Genomic DNA, 17,099 nt, shown 5'->3' on the forward strand with positions numbered 1-17,099 from the left:
TCGACCACGCAGCGGTCTACTGGACGACATGAGCACGTCACAGACCTCGTCCGCGAAGCTGCAGCGACCCGACGGCAGTCCTGTCCGCGTCCTCGTCGTCGACGACGAGTCCAACCTCACCGAGCTGCTGTCGATGGCCTTGCGCTACGAGGGCTGGGACGTGCGCTCCGCGGGCACCGGCCTCAAGGCCGTCAGGGCCGCACGCGAGTTCCAGCCCGACGCGGTCGTGCTCGACATGATGCTGCCCGACTTCGACGGTCTCGAGGTGCTGCGCCGGATGCGCGCCGACGACGACGCCGTCCCCGTGCTCTTCCTCACGGCGAAGGACGCCGTCGAGGACCGCGTGGCCGGGCTCACTGCCGGTGGCGACGACTACGTGACGAAGCCGTTCAGCCTCGAGGAGGTCGTGGCGCGGCTGCGTGCGCTCATGCGGCGAACGACCGTCGTCGCCGACGACTCGTCGTCGCTCATCGTCGTCGGTGACCTCACGATGGACGAGGACAGCCACGAGGTGACGCGCGGCGGCGACGAGATCCGCCTCACGGCGACCGAGTTCGAGCTGCTGCGCTACCTCATGCGCAACCCCAAGCGGGTGCTGTCGAAGGCACAGATCCTCGACCGCGTGTGGAACTACGACTTCGGCGGACAGGCCAACGTCGTCGAGCTCTACATCTCCTACCTGCGCAAGAAGGTCGACGCCGGCCGCGCGCCGACGATCCACACGATGCGCGGCGTCGGCTACGTCCTCAAGCCGGCGGAATGAGCCGGTCCCAGCGTTCCTGGGTCGACCCGAGCGGCTGGTCACTGACGACGAAGCTCGTGGCCGCCGTCGTCGGGCTCTTCCTCGTCATCACGGCAGCCACCTCGACGTTCACCGTCATCGCCCTGCAGAACCACCTCGTCAACCAGATCGACCAGGACGTCACGTCGTCCCTCGTGCGCGCCGGCGGTCCACGTGGACCGGGGGCCGGTGGAGGCCCGATCCCCGGCGGTGGCGGCGAGTCGCTGCTCGTGGTGCTGCGTGACGGTGTCGTCGTCCGCAACCAGGTGCAGTACGGCCGCGACATCGGCGAGCTCAGCTCGGCTCAGATCGACGCCCTGCAGGCGGCCCGCATCGGCGCCTCCCCCAGGACCGTCGAGGTCGAGGGCCTGGGGAGCTACCGCGTCGCGTCCGCCGTCGGGAACGCAGGCAACACCGTCATCTCGGGCCTGCCCATGAGCGGCATCAGCCGCATCGTCGAGGCCGTCATCGGCCTCGTCGTCGGCACGACCATCGCCGGCCTGGCCCTCGTCGCTCTCGGCGGGCAGTGGCTCGTCCGCCGCAACCTCGCCCCGTTGTCGCGCGTTGCCCACACGGCCACCCAGGTCAGTCGGCTCGAGCTCGACTCCGGGGCCGTGGCGCTCGCTCAGCGTGTGCCGGTGGCCGACACCGACGAACGCACGGAGGTCGGGCAGGTCGGCTTCGCCCTCAACAACATGCTCGACAACGTCGAGGGCGCGCTGCAGGCACGACACGAGTCCGAGACCCGCGTGCGGCAGTTCGTCGCGGACGCCTCGCACGAGCTGCGGACGCCGTTGGCGTCCATCCGTGGGTATGCCGAGCTGTCCCGTCGCGAGCCCGCGCCCGTTCCCTCGACGGTCACCCATGCCTTGGCCCGGGTCGAGTCGGAGGCGCTGCGGATGCAGGGGCTCGTCGAGGACCTGCTGCTGCTCGCGCGGCTCGACGCCGGACGGCCCCTGGAGCGCGAGCCGGTCGACCTGTCGCTCCTGGCGATGGATGCGGTCTCGGACGCACACGCCGCAGCGCCCGACCACCGTTGGGAGCTCGACCTGCCCGACGAGCCCGTCGAGGTGACCGGCGACCGGGCCCGGCTGCACCAGGTCCTCGCCAACCTGCTCGCCAACGCGCGCACACACACCCCCGCCGGGACCCGAGTCGTGACGTCCCTGCGGCAGAGCGAGGGCTGGGTGCGCGTCACCGTGTCCGACGACGGCCCCGGGGTGCCGGAAGAGCTGCAGGACAGCGCCTTCGAGCGCTTCACCCGCGGCGACGAGGCCCGCACCCGGGCAGGTGGGTCCACCGGCCTGGGGCTCTCCATCGTGGACGCCGTCGCGAAGTCCCATGGCGGCAGCGTGGGTCTCGACAGCCGCCCGGGTCAGACGACCATCACCGTCTCCATCCCCGCCCTTGGCGCCTGACCCGACAGGGGCGCGAACGAGCAGGAGCGGGCGTGGATTCGGCGCCGGACCTCCTCGGCGACCCGTCCGCCGTCAGTAGAGGGTGGCCAGGAAGTCGCCCTCGGTGTCGACGAAGAACAGGACGACGGTCGAGTCGTACTCGTCGACCGACACCGAACAGGTCGTGACGAGGTCCTTCTTCGGCGCGAGGAGGGCGTCGCAGAACACGTCGTTGACGGTCGACTCGTCATCGAGCGCCTCGGTCAGCGCGTCGGTGACGGCGTTGTTCAGGGCGATCTCGGTGACGGCCCCGGACGGTGCGATGTCAACGGTTCCCCAGGCCGGGAAGCCCGCGTCATAGAGCAACTCCTCGTCCGAGGAGCTCGGCGCGGGGCTGGGGACGGACTCGGAGAAGCGGTCCACGGCATACAGGATCCCGATGCTCGTGGCGATCACGAAGGACAGGGCACTCAGCGCCAACGCGGTCCAGGCGACCCATGCGGGACGGGTGGCGCCAGGCGCAGGCAGCTGTGCGGCATACGGCGCGGTGGGAGTCGGCGATGACTCGGGCCATGGTCCGGGCGTGCCGGGCGGTCGCGGGGTGAGGGTCATTCGTGACTCCTGAGCGTGGTGTGGGCAGCGGCTCATTGTGTCCTCCCGACCCCTTCGCCGCATCCGCTTTGCTCGGCGCGGGTGAGGACGGTTACCCTGATCCGGCTGAGGAGGCGTCGCCTAGCCCGGTTTATGGCGCCGCACTGCTAATGCGGTTTGGGTTCACACCCATCGGGGGTTCAAATCCCCCCGCCTCCGCCGACGGAAAAGGCCCTGGGAGCTTCGGCGCCCAGGGCCTCTTCCGTGTCCGGGCCGCGTGCCGACCGGGCTGACTTCCGGCCCCGACTCACAACCGTCGGTGCTGCGTCGTTCAATGGGCATCATGACGACGACCCCGCTCCCCCGCCGCCACACCACGCTTGCGACGGACCTCGGCGACCTCCTGGCGGTTGCGGAGGGTGCGGCCCTCGCCGGCCTCTACTTCCCGGTCCACTGGCACCCTCCGGCGGACGACCAGATCGGCACCGGGATCTCCCCGACCGGCGACTCCGTCTTCGAGACCACGGCTCGCGAGCTCGCCGAGTACTTCCGTGGCGAGCGGACGACGTTCACCGTCCCGACGGTGACGCACGGCGACCCCTTCTCGGAGCAGGTCTGGAGCCTGTTGATGAGCGTCGACTACGGCACGACGACGACCTACGGCGCGATCGCCCGCGAGCTCGGCAACCCCGGTCTGGCGCAGCGGGTCGGCCGGGCCGTCGGGCACAACCCGGTGAGCATCCTCATCCCGTGCCACCGGGTCATCGGTGCCGCCGGTTCCCTGACCGGGTATGCCGGTGGGCTGGAGCGCAAGGCCCGTCTCCTCGCGCTGGAGGAGCCTCCCGACGTGGCCGCGTCACGCCTCTTCTGACCCCCGCCCCATGATCGGGTCACCCGATCATGGGGCGCTCGACCCGACCTGCCAACTCGGGTGGAGCGGGCTTTTGTCGGGTCACCCGATCAAGGGGAGAGGGGGAGTCAGGAGCAGATGTCGGCGTCGGCCTTGCGGGTCTCGATGTTCCCGGAGGCCGAGGGGGTCGACGTGATGGTCGGCGTGGGGATCGGCTCCTTGCCCAGACGGTTCGGCACGGCCACGACGTTGGGGGCACCCGCGCCGAGGACGACGCGCACGCGTGAGCCCATTCCCGTGGCCACCTTGACCGTCGCACCGGGGAACGCCGCCGCGACGGTGCGGGCGGCCTCGGCCCCGGCGGGCGAGTGCTCGATGGTGACGCCGCTCGCGACCGCGGTGCCGTTGCTCGACACGGGGTCGACGAAACCCTGCACCCGCAGTCCCTCGACCGCCTGCTTGGCGAGGCCGACGACTCCCGAGTTGTTGACGACCTCGACGTCGATCCGGTCCGGGGTCACGGTCAGCGGTGCCGTGTCGGACGGGCTGGGCGTGGGCGTCGGGGTGGCCAGGTCGCCGTCGGCCCGGATGGCCGCCCAGAGGCGGTCGGCGGCAGGAGCCCACTGGACGCGGTTGGGGTCCGGCACGTAGGGCTCGGTGGGCACGGTGACGAACTGGATCTTGTCGACGCCGATGCCCTTGACGCTGTTGGCGACCTCGCGCATCGCCCCGACACCGAACTCCGGGTCGGTCGTCAGGGACTGAGTCGCCGCGTCGAGGAAGCGGAGGAGCTTGTCAGGGCGCAGGAGCAGTGACGACTGGGTGGCCTTCTGCGCCACAGACGACATGAAGGCCTGCTGGCGCTTGATGCGGCCGATGTCGGAGCCGTCGCCGACGCTGTAGCGGGTGCGGACGTAGCCCAGGGCCTGCTCACCGTCGAGGGTGTGGCGTCCGGCCGAGAGCGTGAACTTCGCCTTGGGGTCGTCGATGGCCACCGGCGTGCAGGCGGGCACTCCACCGAGCGCGTCCACCATGTCCTTGAAGCCGCCGAAGTCGACCACGGCGAAGTGGTTGACGAAGATGTCGGTGTTGCCCTCGATGGTGCGGATGAGGCAGCCCGGTCCACCCGTGTTGAAGTTCTGGTTCCACTGCTTGACCTTCCACTGCGCCTCGGGAGCGTCGGCGTCGCAGTCGACGGGCGCCGGCACCATCGAGTCGCGCGGGATCGACACCATCGTCACCGACTCCCGGTCACCGGAGATGTGCAGCAGGATGTTGGTGTCCGAGTGCTGGCCGGGCTCCCAGTCGCCACTGCCGTAGCCCTCGTTGCCCTCGCCATCACGCACGTCGGAGCCGATGAGGAGGATGTTGAGGGGCCCGGTGGCGACATCGCCGGAGGGCGTCGGGCGGTCGTCTCCCAGCATGTCCGAGACGTCGATGCGGGAGATGTTGCCGTTGAGCCGGAAGTAGGCCCCCACCATGGCCATGACGAGCACCACGGACACGACCCCAGCGAGGACGAGCATGCGCCGACGACGGGTTCGGTGACGAGCGCGCTGCTCGTCGCGGCTCGCGGCCCGCGACGCGGCACGAAGGCGAGCGGCGTCGCTGGGCGGCTCAGCGTCGCCGACGCCGGTCTTGTCCACCTGCTCGTCCTGCTCGTCCTGCACGGAGTCCTCTTCGTCCGGGGGCATCGGGGCGCCGCGTCGAACCCCCGGTTCAACGCAGCGCCGGGGTCGAGTCTAGAGGTCGACCCTGAGAGGACTCTGGGTCAGGACCCGCTGCGCGGCCCAGGTCTGACGGGCCTGACGAGGCCCCCTCCGCAGCAGCGGAGGGGGCCTCGTCCCAAAGACTGGGGAAGTCCTCGGTCAGAGGGGGCGGACCTGCTCGGCCTGCGGACCCTTCGGACCCTGGGTGACCTCGAACTCGACCTGCTGGTTCTCGTCGAGGCTGCGGTAGCCCTGGGTGTCGATGGCGGAGTAGTGGACGAAGACGTCCGGCCCACCGCCCTCCTGGGCGATGAAACCAAAGCCCTTCTCAGCGTTGAACCACTTCACGGTGCCCTGTGCCATGGGGTAACTCTTTCTGTGTGTAGCACTTCGACGCAGCAGAGTCGCGGCGCCCGCGGTAGCACGTCGGCGATGACCCCGTCGTTCCGGGACGACCCGGCTCAAGACACGTGGGCGCCCGCCTACTGTGGCAGCCAGACGGGCGCGTACTGCGACCTGCGAGGAACTCCTTGGTGTGCAACCGGACACGAAAATAGCAGCATCGCGTGCTCAGATCCCGTCGAGCCGAGCAGCCTCACCCAAGTGTTCACCGACACCTGCGGACGAGCCGGACCGCGCCGCGGTCGAGGGTGGAGAACGCGCCGTGTGCGTGTTCCCCACCCTCGATCGTATGACTCGACTCGTCGGTGTCAGGCCTTGACCGCCAGCACGGCGCAGGTGGCGTCGAGCAGGACCTGCTGTGCGGTGCTGCCCGTGACGAGCTTGCCCAGCGGGGAGCGCTTGCGCACCCCGATGACGATGAGGTCGGCACCGACCTCCGCGGCAACCGACAGGATCTCCTCGGCCGGCGCGAGGCCACGTGTCATCTGCCGGACCTCGTGGTCGATGCCGCGTTCGGTGAGCTGGGCGTCGAGGGCGTCGAGGTCCTGCGGCTCGGCGAAGCTCGGGCCCGAGTAGTCACCCATGACTCCTGAGTTCACGACGACCAGTCGGGCGTCCCGCCGCTCTGCCTCCTCGATCGCAGCCTCGACCGCCGCCAGTCCCGGTGGACTCGGGATGTAGCCGACGACGATGGTCACGGCGCGTCCTGGCTGAGCTTGGTGGCGCCGGTCATGATCGCCACGCCGTCGCCCATGTCGTGGGACTCGGGGGTGATGACCCCGGCCCGACCACCGAGCCGCTGGATGTGGATCCGGTCCGCGACCTCCCAGACCTGCGGCATGTTGTGCGAGATGAGGATGACCGAGAGGCCTTTGTCGCGGAGCTGCTTGACCATGTTGAGCACCATCCCGGACTCCTTGACGCCCAGGGCAGCGGTGGGCTCGTCGAGGACGATGACCTTGCTGCCGAACGCCGCGGCACGGGCCACGGCCACCGCCTGGCGCTGCCCACCCGACAGGGTCTCGACCGCCTGACCCATGTTCTGGATCGTCTGGATCCCGAGGTCCTGCACGGACTCGCCGGCTCGTTTCTCCATACCCTTCTTGTCGAGCATCCGCAGGACCGAGCCGAGGGGACCCTTGCGACGGTCCTCCCGACCGAGGTAGAGGTTGCTCGCGATGTCGAGCGCGGGGATGACGGCCAGCTGCTGGTAGACCGTCTCGATGCCGGCGTCGCGGGCGTCCTGGGGCTTGCGGAAGGAGACCGGCTCACCGTTGAGCTTGATCTCACCGGAGTCGGGGACATAGGCGCCGGTGAGGCACTTGATGAGCGTGGACTTGCCGGCACCGTTGTCACCGATGACCGCGAGCACCTCGCCGGGGTAGAGGTCGAGGTTGACGCCGTCGAGGCCGACCACGCGGCCGAAGGTGATGACGAGGTTGCGGGCCGAGAGCACGGGCGGCTCGCCGTAGATGTGCTCCTTGCCTGCGGGAACACCGCCGTGTGCGACCTCGAGGTCGCTCGTCGTGGTGCTCATCGGGGCCCCCGCGAAGGATCGGAGTGACGGAGGAACGCAGAACTTCGTGGGGTGATGCTCATGACTTCACCTTCCTGATCCACTGGTCGATGGCGACCGCGACGATGACGAGGACACCGGTGGCTAGGACGCGCCACTGCTGGTCGACGCCCATCTGGGACAGACCGAACGCGAAGGTCTGCACGATGAGCGCGCCGATGAGCGTGCCGATGAGCCGGCCACGTCCACCGAAGAGGCTCGTGCCGCCGATGACGACGGCGGTGATGCTCGCGAGGTTGGCGTCCGGGGCGGCGTTCGGTGTTGCCGCACCGGCCCGACCGATGAGGATCCAGGCCGCGATGCCATAGATGAGACCTGCCACGGTGTAGACCCCGAGGAGGATCCGCATGCTCGGCACACCCGAGAGACGAGCCGACTCCGCGTCGTCGCCGACGGCATACACGTATCTCCCCCACGCGGTCTGGGACAGGACGAACCCGATGACGGCATAGAGGAGGATCACGACGACGATGCCCCACGTCAGCCGGAACTGACCGATGCCGAAGCCTTCACCCAGGAAGTTGAGGGTGTCGGGCAGACGGTCGGCCTGGATGCTCGAGCCGCCGGAGTAGAGCAGTGCGATCGCCGTGAAGATGCTCAGCGTGCCGAGCGTGACGATGAACGGCGGCAGGTTGATCCGGGTGACGAGCAGGCCGTTGAGCAGGCCGGCCCCGGTTGCGAGAGCGACACCGATGAGCAGCGCGAGGATGCCGGGCATCCCGTCATCGCGAGCCAGGGTGGCCATGACCATCATCGACAGCACCATGATGGCGCCGACCGAGAGGTCGATGCCGGCGGTGAGGATGACGAGGGTCTGGCCGACGGCGAGGGCTGCGACGACTGCTGTCTGCTGGAGCAGGATGCCCATGGAGTTCGCCGTGAGGAAGGTCGGCGTCAGGATGAAGAACGCCAGGAACGCCACCAGGAGGAGGAACAGCGGGCTGAGCCACGGCTTGCCGTGGAGCTGGTGCTGCAGTCTCTGCACCGGCGACTGCTGCCGCCGAGCGAACTCGGCGGCAGCAGACGTGACGTCGGCACTCATGTCACTTGCCCCAGCAGATCTTGGAGCCCTCGTCCGAGGTGATGCTCTCGACACCCTCGACCTTCTTGTCGGTCACGAGTGCGACACCGGTGTCGAAGAAGTCGAGCCCCTCCGTGGTCTTCGGCTTCTCACCACCGCGGGCGATCTTGGCGATGGCCTCCATGCCCATGGTGGCCATCTTGAGGGGGTACTGCTGGGCCGTGGCTCCGATGACGCCGCTCTTGACCGACGCGACGCCGGCACAGCCACCGTCGACGGAGACGATCGTCGCGGTCTTGCCAGCAGCCTTGAGGGCGGCGTTGGCGCCGACGGCCGTCGGCTCGTTGATCGTGTAGACAACGTTGATGTCGGGGTTCTTGGCGAGGCACTTCTCCATGGCCGAGCGGCCACCGGCCTCCTCGCCGTTGCCGGCCTCGTTGCAGACGATCGTGTAGTCGCCGCCACCGGCCGCGGTGTACTTGCCGGTCTTGGCCTCGTCGCCGTTCTTCTTGCCGTCCTTGACGTCGATGCCCATGCCCTCGAGGAAGCCCTGGTCGCGGTTGTAGTCGACCGAGACGATCTTGTCGCTGAAGAGGTCGATCAGCGCGATGGTGGCGGGCTTGCCGGCGACCTGACCCGCGGCCCACTGGCCGATGCGCTTGCCCGCGTCGCGGTTGTCGGTCGCGAAGGTGATGTCGACGGTGTCGACCGGGTCGGGCGGGGTGTCGAGGGCGATGACGAAGAGGCCGGCCTCGCGGGCCTTCTTGATCGCGGCGTTGACGCCGGTGCTCATCGGGGTGATGAGAATGCCCTTGTCGCCACGGGCGATGGCGTCCTCGATGGCCGTGATCTGGCCCTGGTCGTCACCCTCCTGCTTGCCGGAGGCGATGGTGAGCTTGACGTTGTTCTTGGCCGCGTCGGCCTTGCCGCCCTCCTGCATGGCGACGAAGAACGGGTTGGTCGAGTCCTTGGTGATGAGGGCGACGCCGACCTGGGCTTCGCCACCACCACCGCCGCCACCGGTGTCTGAGTCGCTGGATCGGTTGCAGCCCGCCAGCCCGAGGGCGGTCGAGGCTGCCACAGCGCAGACGAGGGCGCGTGTTGCACGAGTGGAAGTGCGCATGGGGGTAACTCTCCTTTGAGTGTCCGATGACAACGTTGTCAAAGCCATTTATAGGCCTCTCTTGCGCTCAGGTCAAGAGATAGCGTAGAAATCGTGATGTGCCAGTGACATCGTTGTCAGCCAAGGCGCGACAGGCCGGGCTCGATGAGTGACCAGGCCAGCCGCGCCACCATGCGAGATGTCGCGGCCCTCGCTGGGGTGAGCATCAAGACCGTGTCACGCGTCGTCAACACCGAGCCCGGCGTCGCCGACGCCGTGCGGGCCCGCGTCCAGGAAGCCGTGGACCGACTGGACTACCGCCACCACCTCGGCGCCAGCAACCTCCGGCGAGGAGGCGGCCGCAGCGGGCTCATCGGGGCACTGCTCCAGGACGTGAGCAACAGCTTCTCGGCCGCGCTGCTGCGTTCGCTCGAGGACGCAGCGAGGGACCGCGGCACGGCGATCCTGTCCGCCAGTCTCGACGAGGAGCCCGACCGAGAGCGCTCCCTCGTGCACGACCTCGTGACCCGTCGCGTCGACGGGCTCGTGCTCATGCCGTCCACCGACCGGCAGGACTACCTCGCGTCCGAGGTCCGAGCCGGCCTACCGGTGGTCTTCGTCGACCGCGAACCCCGTGGCGTCGCGGCCGACTCGGTCACCGTCGAGAACTTCGAGGGCGCCCAGATGGGCGTCGAACACCTTCTCGCACAGGGACACCGGCGCATTGCCTGCCTGACCGACCTCGCCGAGATCTACACCGCCCGCGACCGGCGCGACGGCTACGTCGCAGCGTTCCGCGCCCGCGGCATACGCCCCGACGACCAGCTCTCGGTGCTGGGCCTGCGCGGACCAGCCGCCGCCGAGGCCGCCGTCACCCACCTGCTCGACCTCGCCAAGCCGCCCACGGCCATCTTCGCGGGACGCAACGACCTCACCCAGGGCGCCGTCCGGGCCCTGCAACGGCGCGGACTGAGCCAGTCGGTCGCCATCGTGGGCTTCGACGACTTCCCGCTCGCCGACCTGGTGACACCGGCCCTCACCGTCGTCCGGCAGGACGTCGGACGCATCGGCCGGCTCACCGCCGACCTGCTCATGGCCCGCCTCGACGGCGACACCTCGCCTCCACAACGGGTCGTCGTCGAGCCCACGCTCGTGGTGCGCGGCTCCGGCGAGATCCCTCCCGCCTGACGCTCGACCCACCGCACCGCAGAGGCGTGAACACTGCCTCCACGGTGCGGTGGGTCATGCCTCGCGACCCGTCAGGGCCGCAGCGGCGTCACCTTGATGTCGATCGCCTTGGCCGTCCCACCCTTCGCGTAGGTGGCGACACCCGTGGCCGATGCCGGCGGGTAGATGAAATCGGTGATCGAGCGCTGGCCGCTCTCGGCGAGCACCTCCACCGAGCTGCGGTCGAGGTATGCCGTGAAGCTCACCTCACCGTCCCGCACCGTCACCGGCGCCTCCTCGACACTGGCGAAGAGGGGGTGGAAGCCCACGTCACCGCTCCTCGTCCGGTCGACCACGAGGGTGCCGTCGCGACGGACGCCGACCCTCGTGCCGACCGAGCCGTCGGCGCTGCGACGCAGGACGACGCCCGCCTCGGTGGCGGACCCGAGCGCGACGCGGACCTCGACCCGGGCCACCGTGGCGTCGAGCCCGGTCGCCCGCTCGCCGGTCGCGACCGGACGCACCTTGGCCTGCTCCTTGTCGCGGTTGACCAGCGCCTTGTCGATGCCGGCGACCGGCACCTGACGGAGCTGGGGCCCGGCGTCCGAGGACACGAGCGACAGCTCGCGCGGCATCGTCATCTGGCCGCGCCACGGGTTCGTCGGCACGTCCTGGGCGTACTGCCAGTTGTTCATCCAGCCGATGGAGATGCGCTGGTCGTCGGGCAGCCCGTTGAAGGTCACCCCGGCGTAGTTGTCGCGCCCGTAGTCGACCCAGTCCGCGCGGTCGGTCCCGTTCTTCGCCGGGGCCGAGGAGAGCATGAACTGGTCGGCGAGGATGTGGCCCCAACCACCCGAGCTGTGGTCGACGATGCGGATCTGCGCCGAGCGGCCCTGCAGGTCGGAGAGGTCCCAGGACGTCCAGTCGAGCGACTCGCTGTCCGAGCCGGTGCTCGAGCGCACGACCTCACCGTCGACGACGAGGTTGACCGTCGTCTGGGTGTCACGGGGCCCGGCAGCGGTGTCCGAGAAGCGGATGTCGTCGACCATGAGGTGCCCCCAGTCGCCGGTGCTGTTCTCGTCGCGGACGACGATGCGGGCCGGTGACCCGACGACGGAGCGGGCGTCGAGGTGACGCCAGTCCAGCTCACCGGAGGCGTTGCCCGTGACGGAGCTGACGACCCGGCCACCCGAGACGAGCTCGACCACGGTGGGGCCACTCGTCCCGAGCGGGTGGTTGCCACCGGCGACGAGGAGGTTGACCCAGTCGCGCGTCACCGTGAACTCCGGTGACACGAACGTGCCGACGGCGGGGTCGCACTTGTCAGGGACGACGCAGGTGTCGAGCACCTTGTCGCCCTGGTGGTAGGGCAGGCCCGAGCTCGTGGCGCCGTAGCCGACGAAGTCACCGGTGGCGCTCCACCCGGCGGGCAGGCGGGTCGCCGGGTCGAGCGTCTCGAAGTCGGTGAACACCTCGCCGCCCGGATCACCCTGCGTCGCACCGGGGACCGCCGGGTGACGGCCTCCCCCGATGAGGAAGTTGAGGTGGCGCTGGTTGATGGTGAAGCTCGGTGAGGTCAGCTCGCCCTGCGATGCGTCGAAGTCGACGAAGCTGTTGACGAGCCGGTTCCCGACGTAGCCCGTGACAGCCTGCTGGCCGGGCAGTGCACCGGTCGCGGGCTGGGAGCCGAAGGCGGTCCCCGTCGGGGTCCACCCGGCATACCCGCTCTCGAAGCCCTGGAGCAGCGTGCCGGCCGGCGGCTCATAGGTTGCCGGGCCGTCGGCGGTGAAGGTCGTGCCGTCGAAGTCGCCGACGAAGTACTGCGTGCCCGAGCCGCCGGCGATGCCGCCCGGGTTGAGGCTCACGAGCATGACCCACTTGACGTTGGCCGGGTCGCCGTCGACCGCGAGCGGGAAGAGGTCGGGGCACTCCCACACCCCACCGGTCGCGTTGCGCGGACCGAACTCCGACAGCCGAGTCCACTGCTTGAGGTCGGCGGAGCGCCAGATGAGGACCTTGTGCTCGTTGGCGATGACGGCGACCATGCGCCACTCCTTCGCCGGCGCGTACCAGAACACCTTGGGGTCGCGGAACTCACGCGAGCCGATGTCGATGACGGGGTTGCCCGAGTACTTCGTCCAGGTCTGGCCGTCGTCCGTCGAGTACGCGAGCGACTGGGCCTGGATGCCGTCGCGACCGCTCGCCGGCGTGTAGGCGCTGGTGTACATCGCCACGAGAGGCGGGTTCTGCGCCGTCCCGAAGCCGGAGCTGTTGGTCGTGTCGACGACGACCGAGCCGGAGAACACGCCCTCGTTCGCGTCGAACGGGATGGCCACGGGCTGCTCGTCCCAGTGCACGAGGTCCTTGCTCGTGGCGTGGCCCCAGGACATGTTGCCCCAGCGGTCGCCGAGCGGGTTGTACTGGAAGAAGAGGTGGTAGACGCCCTTGTGGAAGACGAGCCCGTTGGGGTCGTTCATCCAGTTCTTGGCTGGGCTGAAGTGGTAGGCCGGCCGGTGCTGAGGCGTGTCGGCCACGGCTGGAGCGATGCCGACCGCGGCAAGTAGCGCGACGAGGAAGAGGACGACGCGGTGGCGGCGCCAGGACGGACGAGCGAGGACTGACATGGAGGACTCCCGGTTATGACAACGTTGTCATAGGCCATGACATGGGAGAACGCCGAGTACGTCAAGAGGGGAGGTCGCATCGTGAGACACGGTCCGAGCGGGCACAGGACGCGCAACGGCACGCGGCTGAGCGCGTGCCGACCTTGCTTCGGGATGGCGGCGGGTGTGGGATTTGAACCCACGAGAGCTCTCACTCTGGTCGCTTTCAAGGCGACTGCACTAGGCCACTATGCGAACCCGCCGGGCACACCGGCGGAACCGGTGACCGACAGACAGGGTATGCCGTGAGCACCCCTGACGCAGAAACCGGACTCGCGCTCCCGGCAGGTAGGGTCGGGGAGCCTGAACGGAAGGGACACCCCATGCCCAAGTTGAGCTTCATCGTCGGCCTCACCGCCGGCTACGTCCTCGGCGCTCGCGCCGGCAAGCAGCGCTATGCCCAGATCAAGAAGGTCTCGGGCAAGGTCTGGCAGAGCCAGCCGGTCCAGAAGCAGGTCGCCCACGCCAAGGAGAGCGCCCGCACCAAGGCCGCACCCGTCGTCGCGGACTTCGTGGCCGACGCCGCCAGGGCGACGAGCGAGAAGCTGCGCGCCTCCAGGACGATCCCGTCCCGGGTCAGCGACCGGCGCGACCCTGCGACCGGCGGCGACCCGTGGGTGGCGTCAGCCGCGAGGCGAGGCGACGACCCGTGGGCTGACGCCACGCGGCGCTGAGGCGAGCGCACCCGCAGGCGCACTCGCAGCCGCACCGGACCCGGCCCGCACGCCTCCGGCACCGAGCAGCACCAGTGCCGGGACCGAACCGGGCAGCGCGAGATCAGCGAGCAGCACTGCCGTCCCGGCCACGCCGGTGAGCAGTGAGACGTCCCCGTCGGCGCCGCGCAGCCCAGACGGCCAGTCGCCCGGGTCGACCGGGGCGGCTGAGACGAAGGCAGCGGCGGCAGCCATGGCCTGGGCGCGATGCTCCGGCACGTCGAAGACGTCCGCCGCCAGCGACACGACACCTGCGGGCCCACCGGCTCCGTGGCAGAGGGTCCAGCCCCCGGCCACCATCTCGACGCCGGAAACGACCGCCTGCTCGGCCGCGTCACTCATGGCCCGGCCGCACCGTTGCACCGCCAGCTCGGCCTCGGCCCGGGTCGTGTCCAGTGACCACGGCACATCGAGACCGTCCGCATCGAGCTCGAGCAGACGCAACCTGACGGCGCCTGCCCCCGCTGCTCCGTGGCACCAGAGGTCGGGCCAGGTCACGTCCCCCTCCCGCAGGTCCGGCCAGCCTCCCCGCGCCGGTTCCGACCACGTCGACTCCCACGCCAGGGCCTCGTCGGCGAGCTCGAGGGCGGCCGACGCAAGACTCGGCCACACGGCGGCTGCCTCGGCCAGCGCCCAGGCCACACCGGACGCGCCATGGGCCAGCCCGCACAGGGGGCGGGCAGCATCGCCCTCGAGCCGGTGGTCGGGCCAGCTGCGCCCCCACACCTCGGCCCGGGAGCGATCCCGGAGCTCGGCGACGATCCGGGCCGCGTGGTCCTCACGACGTCGGTTCTGCGCCAGCGAGAGGAGGATGCCCGCGAGCCCGTCGGTCAGGTCACTGCCGTCCGACCACCTCTGCGTGCTGCCGCGGCCGTCGCGCCCCAGCAGGTCGACCCCGGCCTCTCCGACGAGCAGGCCGGCAGGAGCACCCTCGCCGGTGGGGCGGGTCTGCCGGAGTGCGGCGACACCCGACGCGGCCAGCTCGGCAGCATCGGGTCGGTGCAGGGCGGTGCCGAGGCGGGTCAGTGCCCACACCACCCCGGCATCGCCGTCATAGAGGGAGCGTCGGCCCGCGACGACGCCGAGCGGACCGTCAGGCCCCATCTCCCACGTCGGCCACGTCGGCCTGCCGGACCCGTCGATGATCGCCGTCCGCACGAGCAGGTCGACGCACCGGTGGGCGGCGTCCAGGACGCGCGCTCGGTCATCGGTCTCCTCGTCGTTCCGGTCCTCCGCCGGGTCGGCGCCAACCATCTCCACTTCGACATCCACGTCTGTGCCGGCGGTGCTCACGGGTTCGCTCCCACCAGGACCGGTGTTCGGTGTGGAGCACCTGTCTGGATGCCTCGACGACCGAACTCGCGCGCGACCACCTCGAGCCAGACCTCGTCGGCCAGCCGTGCCTCGCCTCCTGCCGCGTCTCCCAGCCGCTCGTATGCCGCTGCGATGGCTGCGCAGCGCACCTCACCAAAGCTCTCTCCCGTCCCCGGATCCTGCGCCCAGCCGACCCCGTCACCGAGGCGTTCGGTGAGGGGTGGCGGGCCTCCTGCCGTCAGGCCGGCGCAGGCCCCGGTCACGACGTCACGCAGCCGGTCACCCTGCGCGCCGGCCAGGTAGGCGACGCACGCGTCGGGTCGCAGGAGCTCCTCCGGCGTGACCGCCACCTTGAGCAGCCACTCGCCCGTGTCCGAGAGTGCCGACGTCACGGCGTGCACCAACTGCGCGACCGCGCCGGGAGCCGGGCGCAGGTAGACGCGCACCAGGGGGGCGGAGGGGGCTTGGGGGTCCCAGTCGCTCCCCCACGTCCGCCACCACCCCTCCTGGGTCATGGCCCCGTTGCGCGCGAGAGCGCGCACACGGTCGCCCACGACGGGAGGAAAGCCTGGACGCCCCTGCGTCGTGACGTACTCGCCCCGACAGAGGGCACGCCGACCGCGAGGAGTTGCCACGACGACGACCCCGGCGATGCCCATCGCCACGACCTCGGAGTCCTCCACCGCCCAATGCGCCGCAGCCCCGTGGGCGGCACGCGCCGTGCCGGACACCGGAGCGTCCCAGCGACGTCGCGGGACCGCGTGAGGTGCGCGGACGGCATACCAGTGCCGGTAGAGATACTCGGCGGGCGCGACCACTCCGGCAGAGCCGCGCAGGACGTCGTATGCCGCGCAGACCTGGTCGGCGTGCTCCGGCCGCCATCCGCTCATGTCGTCACCTCGTCGGCCGCTGTCGTGGCACGAGCCAGGAGGCGCGCCACGTCCGCGGCGCCGTCCTCGCCGTGGGTGAGAGCCACCTGCCAGGCCGTGAGCAGGGCCCGCACGCATCTCCACGGCGCAGTGAGGGACGCCGGCCCGCACGCAGCCCAGTAGGCCTCGAGGCAGAGGGTCGCGAGGTCGAGTCCCGGGTGCGACAGGTCAGCCAGCATGGCCGCAGCCGAGGCGAGATCATGCTCAGGACAGCCCTTTCCCCCGAGCTCGAAGTCGATGAGACCGATACGCACCTCACCTGAGGGCGAGGTCTGGACGATGACGTTGCCCGCTGACACGTCGCCGTGGACGAGGTGCGTGGGGTGCCATTGGGCGCGCGCCACATCGAGGGCGTGGCGGATGACCGGGTCGGTGAGACGGTCGAGGATCGGTCGCGTGTCGGCGCGCTCCCGGCCCCCTTGCATGGAGGGCGGGAGCCCGTCGCGCAACGGCCAGGGGCGTGGAGCCTCGGGCAGGTCGGTGCCGGTGACGGGGAAGCGGTGGAGGCGCGCGAGGGACCGCCCGAGGTCGATCGCCACCGGACGCAGGACCGCGTCACCACGCAGGACGCCCAGCTCGCTGCCGGGCAGCGCGGTCATCCACACCGACCCCGATCCCCCCTGAAGGACCGGGGCCGGCGCGAGTCGAAGGGGGGCGATCGCCCCCAGGATGGCCGCCTCGACGCCGACGGTGTCGTCACCGTCGAGACGGGCCGCCGCCCCAGCCTGCTTGACGTAGCCCACTGCCACGCCGGCACGTTCGATGACGTGGACGGGGTTGCTGCGCGACACGGCGCGCACGCGGACGAGTCCGGTGTGGACGTCCGCCGCGGGCACGAGCCCGTGACGCACGGCCGCACCGAGCAGGCTGGGGGTGGAGGTCAT

At 70.2% G+C, this 17,099-nt stretch carries 16 protein-coding genes and 2 tRNA genes; 6 read left to right on the plus strand and 12 right to left on the minus strand.

Annotation, left to right across the window (positions count from 1 at the left end):
• The first annotated feature begins 28 nt into the window (after positions 1-28).
• Positions 29-763 carry a response regulator transcription factor gene (locus tag ACFQW8_RS06245; RefSeq protein ID WP_380086111.1) on the plus strand — a complete coding sequence of 245 codons (735 nt, stop codon included), beginning with the start codon at positions 29-31 and terminating at the stop codon, positions 761-763.
• Positions 760-2,199: a sensor histidine kinase gene (locus tag ACFQW8_RS06250; RefSeq protein WP_380086112.1), complete on the plus strand. Its 1,440-nt coding sequence runs from the start codon at positions 760-762 to the stop codon at positions 2,197-2,199. Before ACFQW8_RS06245 ends, ACFQW8_RS06250 begins: the two co-directional genes overlap by 4 nt.
• A 72-nt stretch (positions 2,200-2,271) precedes the next feature.
• Here ACFQW8_RS06250 and ACFQW8_RS06255 read toward each other — a convergent pair whose 3' ends face one another.
• Positions 2,272-2,790, minus strand: a complete 519-nt coding sequence (locus tag ACFQW8_RS06255; protein ID WP_380086113.1) for a hypothetical protein — start codon at positions 2,788-2,790, stop codon at positions 2,272-2,274.
• Positions 2,791-2,899: 109 nt separating this feature from the next.
• Here ACFQW8_RS06255 and ACFQW8_RS06260 point away from each other — a divergent pair.
• Positions 2,900-2,988, plus strand: a tRNA-Ser gene (locus tag ACFQW8_RS06260).
• 124 nt (positions 2,989-3,112) lie between these two features.
• On the plus strand, positions 3,113-3,640 hold the full coding sequence (locus ACFQW8_RS06265; RefSeq protein ID WP_380086114.1) for a methylated-DNA--[protein]-cysteine S-methyltransferase: 528 nt from the start codon (positions 3,113-3,115) through the stop codon (positions 3,638-3,640).
• Positions 3,641-3,747: 107 nt separating this feature from the next.
• On the opposite strand, the gene ACFQW8_RS06270 is transcribed toward ACFQW8_RS06265, so the two are convergent.
• From ACFQW8_RS06270 to ACFQW8_RS06295, 6 genes are all read right to left on the minus strand, one after another.
• A complete protein-coding gene (locus tag ACFQW8_RS06270) occupies positions 3,748-5,313 on the minus strand; it encodes an LCP family protein (RefSeq protein ID WP_380086115.1) in 1,566 nt (521 codons plus the stop codon).
• Between the two features lie 174 nt (positions 5,314-5,487).
• Positions 5,488-5,691, minus strand: coding sequence for a cold-shock protein (locus ACFQW8_RS06275; protein WP_380086116.1), 204 nt, complete (start codon positions 5,689-5,691; stop codon positions 5,488-5,490).
• A gap of 347 nt (positions 5,692-6,038) precedes the next feature.
• Positions 6,039-6,428 carry a universal stress protein gene (locus ACFQW8_RS06280; RefSeq protein WP_380086117.1) on the minus strand — a complete coding sequence of 130 codons (390 nt, stop codon included), beginning with the start codon at positions 6,426-6,428 and terminating at the stop codon, positions 6,039-6,041.
• On the minus strand, positions 6,425-7,267 hold the full coding sequence (locus tag ACFQW8_RS06285; RefSeq protein WP_380086118.1) for an ATP-binding cassette domain-containing protein: 843 nt from the start codon (positions 7,265-7,267) through the stop codon (positions 6,425-6,427). Before ACFQW8_RS06285 ends, ACFQW8_RS06280 begins: the two co-directional genes overlap by 4 nt.
• Positions 7,268-7,325: 58 nt before the next feature.
• Positions 7,326-8,348 carry an ABC transporter permease gene (locus tag ACFQW8_RS06290; protein WP_380086119.1) on the minus strand — a complete coding sequence of 341 codons (1,023 nt, stop codon included), beginning with the start codon at positions 8,346-8,348 and terminating at the stop codon, positions 7,326-7,328.
• Between the two features lies 1 nt (position 8,349).
• Positions 8,350-9,450, minus strand: a complete 1,101-nt coding sequence (locus ACFQW8_RS06295) for a substrate-binding domain-containing protein (protein WP_380086120.1) — start codon at positions 9,448-9,450, stop codon at positions 8,350-8,352.
• A gap of 144 nt (positions 9,451-9,594) precedes the next feature.
• Between ACFQW8_RS06295 and ACFQW8_RS06300 the strand changes: the two genes are divergently transcribed.
• Complete coding sequence (locus ACFQW8_RS06300; protein ID WP_380086121.1) at positions 9,595-10,617, plus strand: LacI family DNA-binding transcriptional regulator; 1,023 nt, start codon at positions 9,595-9,597, stop codon at positions 10,615-10,617.
• Positions 10,618-10,688: 71 nt separating this feature from the next.
• On the opposite strand, the gene ACFQW8_RS06305 is transcribed toward ACFQW8_RS06300, so the two are convergent.
• Together ACFQW8_RS06305 and ACFQW8_RS06310 are read right to left on the minus strand one after the other, a co-directional pair.
• On the minus strand, positions 10,689-13,220 hold the full coding sequence (locus ACFQW8_RS06305; RefSeq protein WP_380086122.1) for a glycoside hydrolase family 32 protein: 2,532 nt from the start codon (positions 13,218-13,220) through the stop codon (positions 10,689-10,691).
• A gap of 154 nt (positions 13,221-13,374) precedes the next feature.
• Positions 13,375-13,462, minus strand: a tRNA-Ser gene (locus ACFQW8_RS06310).
• 120 nt (positions 13,463-13,582) lie between these two features.
• Between ACFQW8_RS06310 and ACFQW8_RS06315 the strand changes: the two genes are divergently transcribed.
• Positions 13,583-13,933: a protoporphyrinogen oxidase gene (locus ACFQW8_RS06315; RefSeq protein ID WP_380086123.1), complete on the plus strand. Its 351-nt coding sequence runs from the start codon at positions 13,583-13,585 to the stop codon at positions 13,931-13,933.
• Here the strand turns inward: ACFQW8_RS06315 and ACFQW8_RS06320 are convergent.
• From ACFQW8_RS06320 to ACFQW8_RS06330, 3 genes are read right to left on the minus strand one after another with little or no spacing between them, the layout of a single operon-like run.
• Positions 13,883-15,265 carry a lanthionine synthetase LanC family protein gene (locus tag ACFQW8_RS06320; protein ID WP_380086124.1) on the minus strand — a complete coding sequence of 461 codons (1,383 nt, stop codon included), beginning with the start codon at positions 15,263-15,265 and terminating at the stop codon, positions 13,883-13,885. The genes ACFQW8_RS06315 and ACFQW8_RS06320 overlap by 51 nt on opposite strands.
• Positions 15,262-16,176: a T3SS effector HopA1 family protein gene (locus ACFQW8_RS06325; RefSeq protein ID WP_380086125.1), complete on the minus strand. Its 915-nt coding sequence runs from the start codon at positions 16,174-16,176 to the stop codon at positions 15,262-15,264. The genes ACFQW8_RS06320 and ACFQW8_RS06325 overlap by 4 nt, the downstream gene beginning before the upstream one ends.
• A complete protein-coding gene (locus ACFQW8_RS06330; RefSeq protein ID WP_380086126.1) occupies positions 16,173-17,099 on the minus strand; it encodes a phosphotransferase family protein in 927 nt (308 codons plus the stop codon). The genes ACFQW8_RS06325 and ACFQW8_RS06330 overlap by 4 nt, the downstream gene beginning before the upstream one ends.

It is taken from the genome of Knoellia altitudinis, from assembly GCF_042666355.1.
Taxonomy (GTDB): domain Bacteria; phylum Actinomycetota; class Actinomycetes; order Actinomycetales; family Dermatophilaceae; genus Knoellia; species Knoellia altitudinis.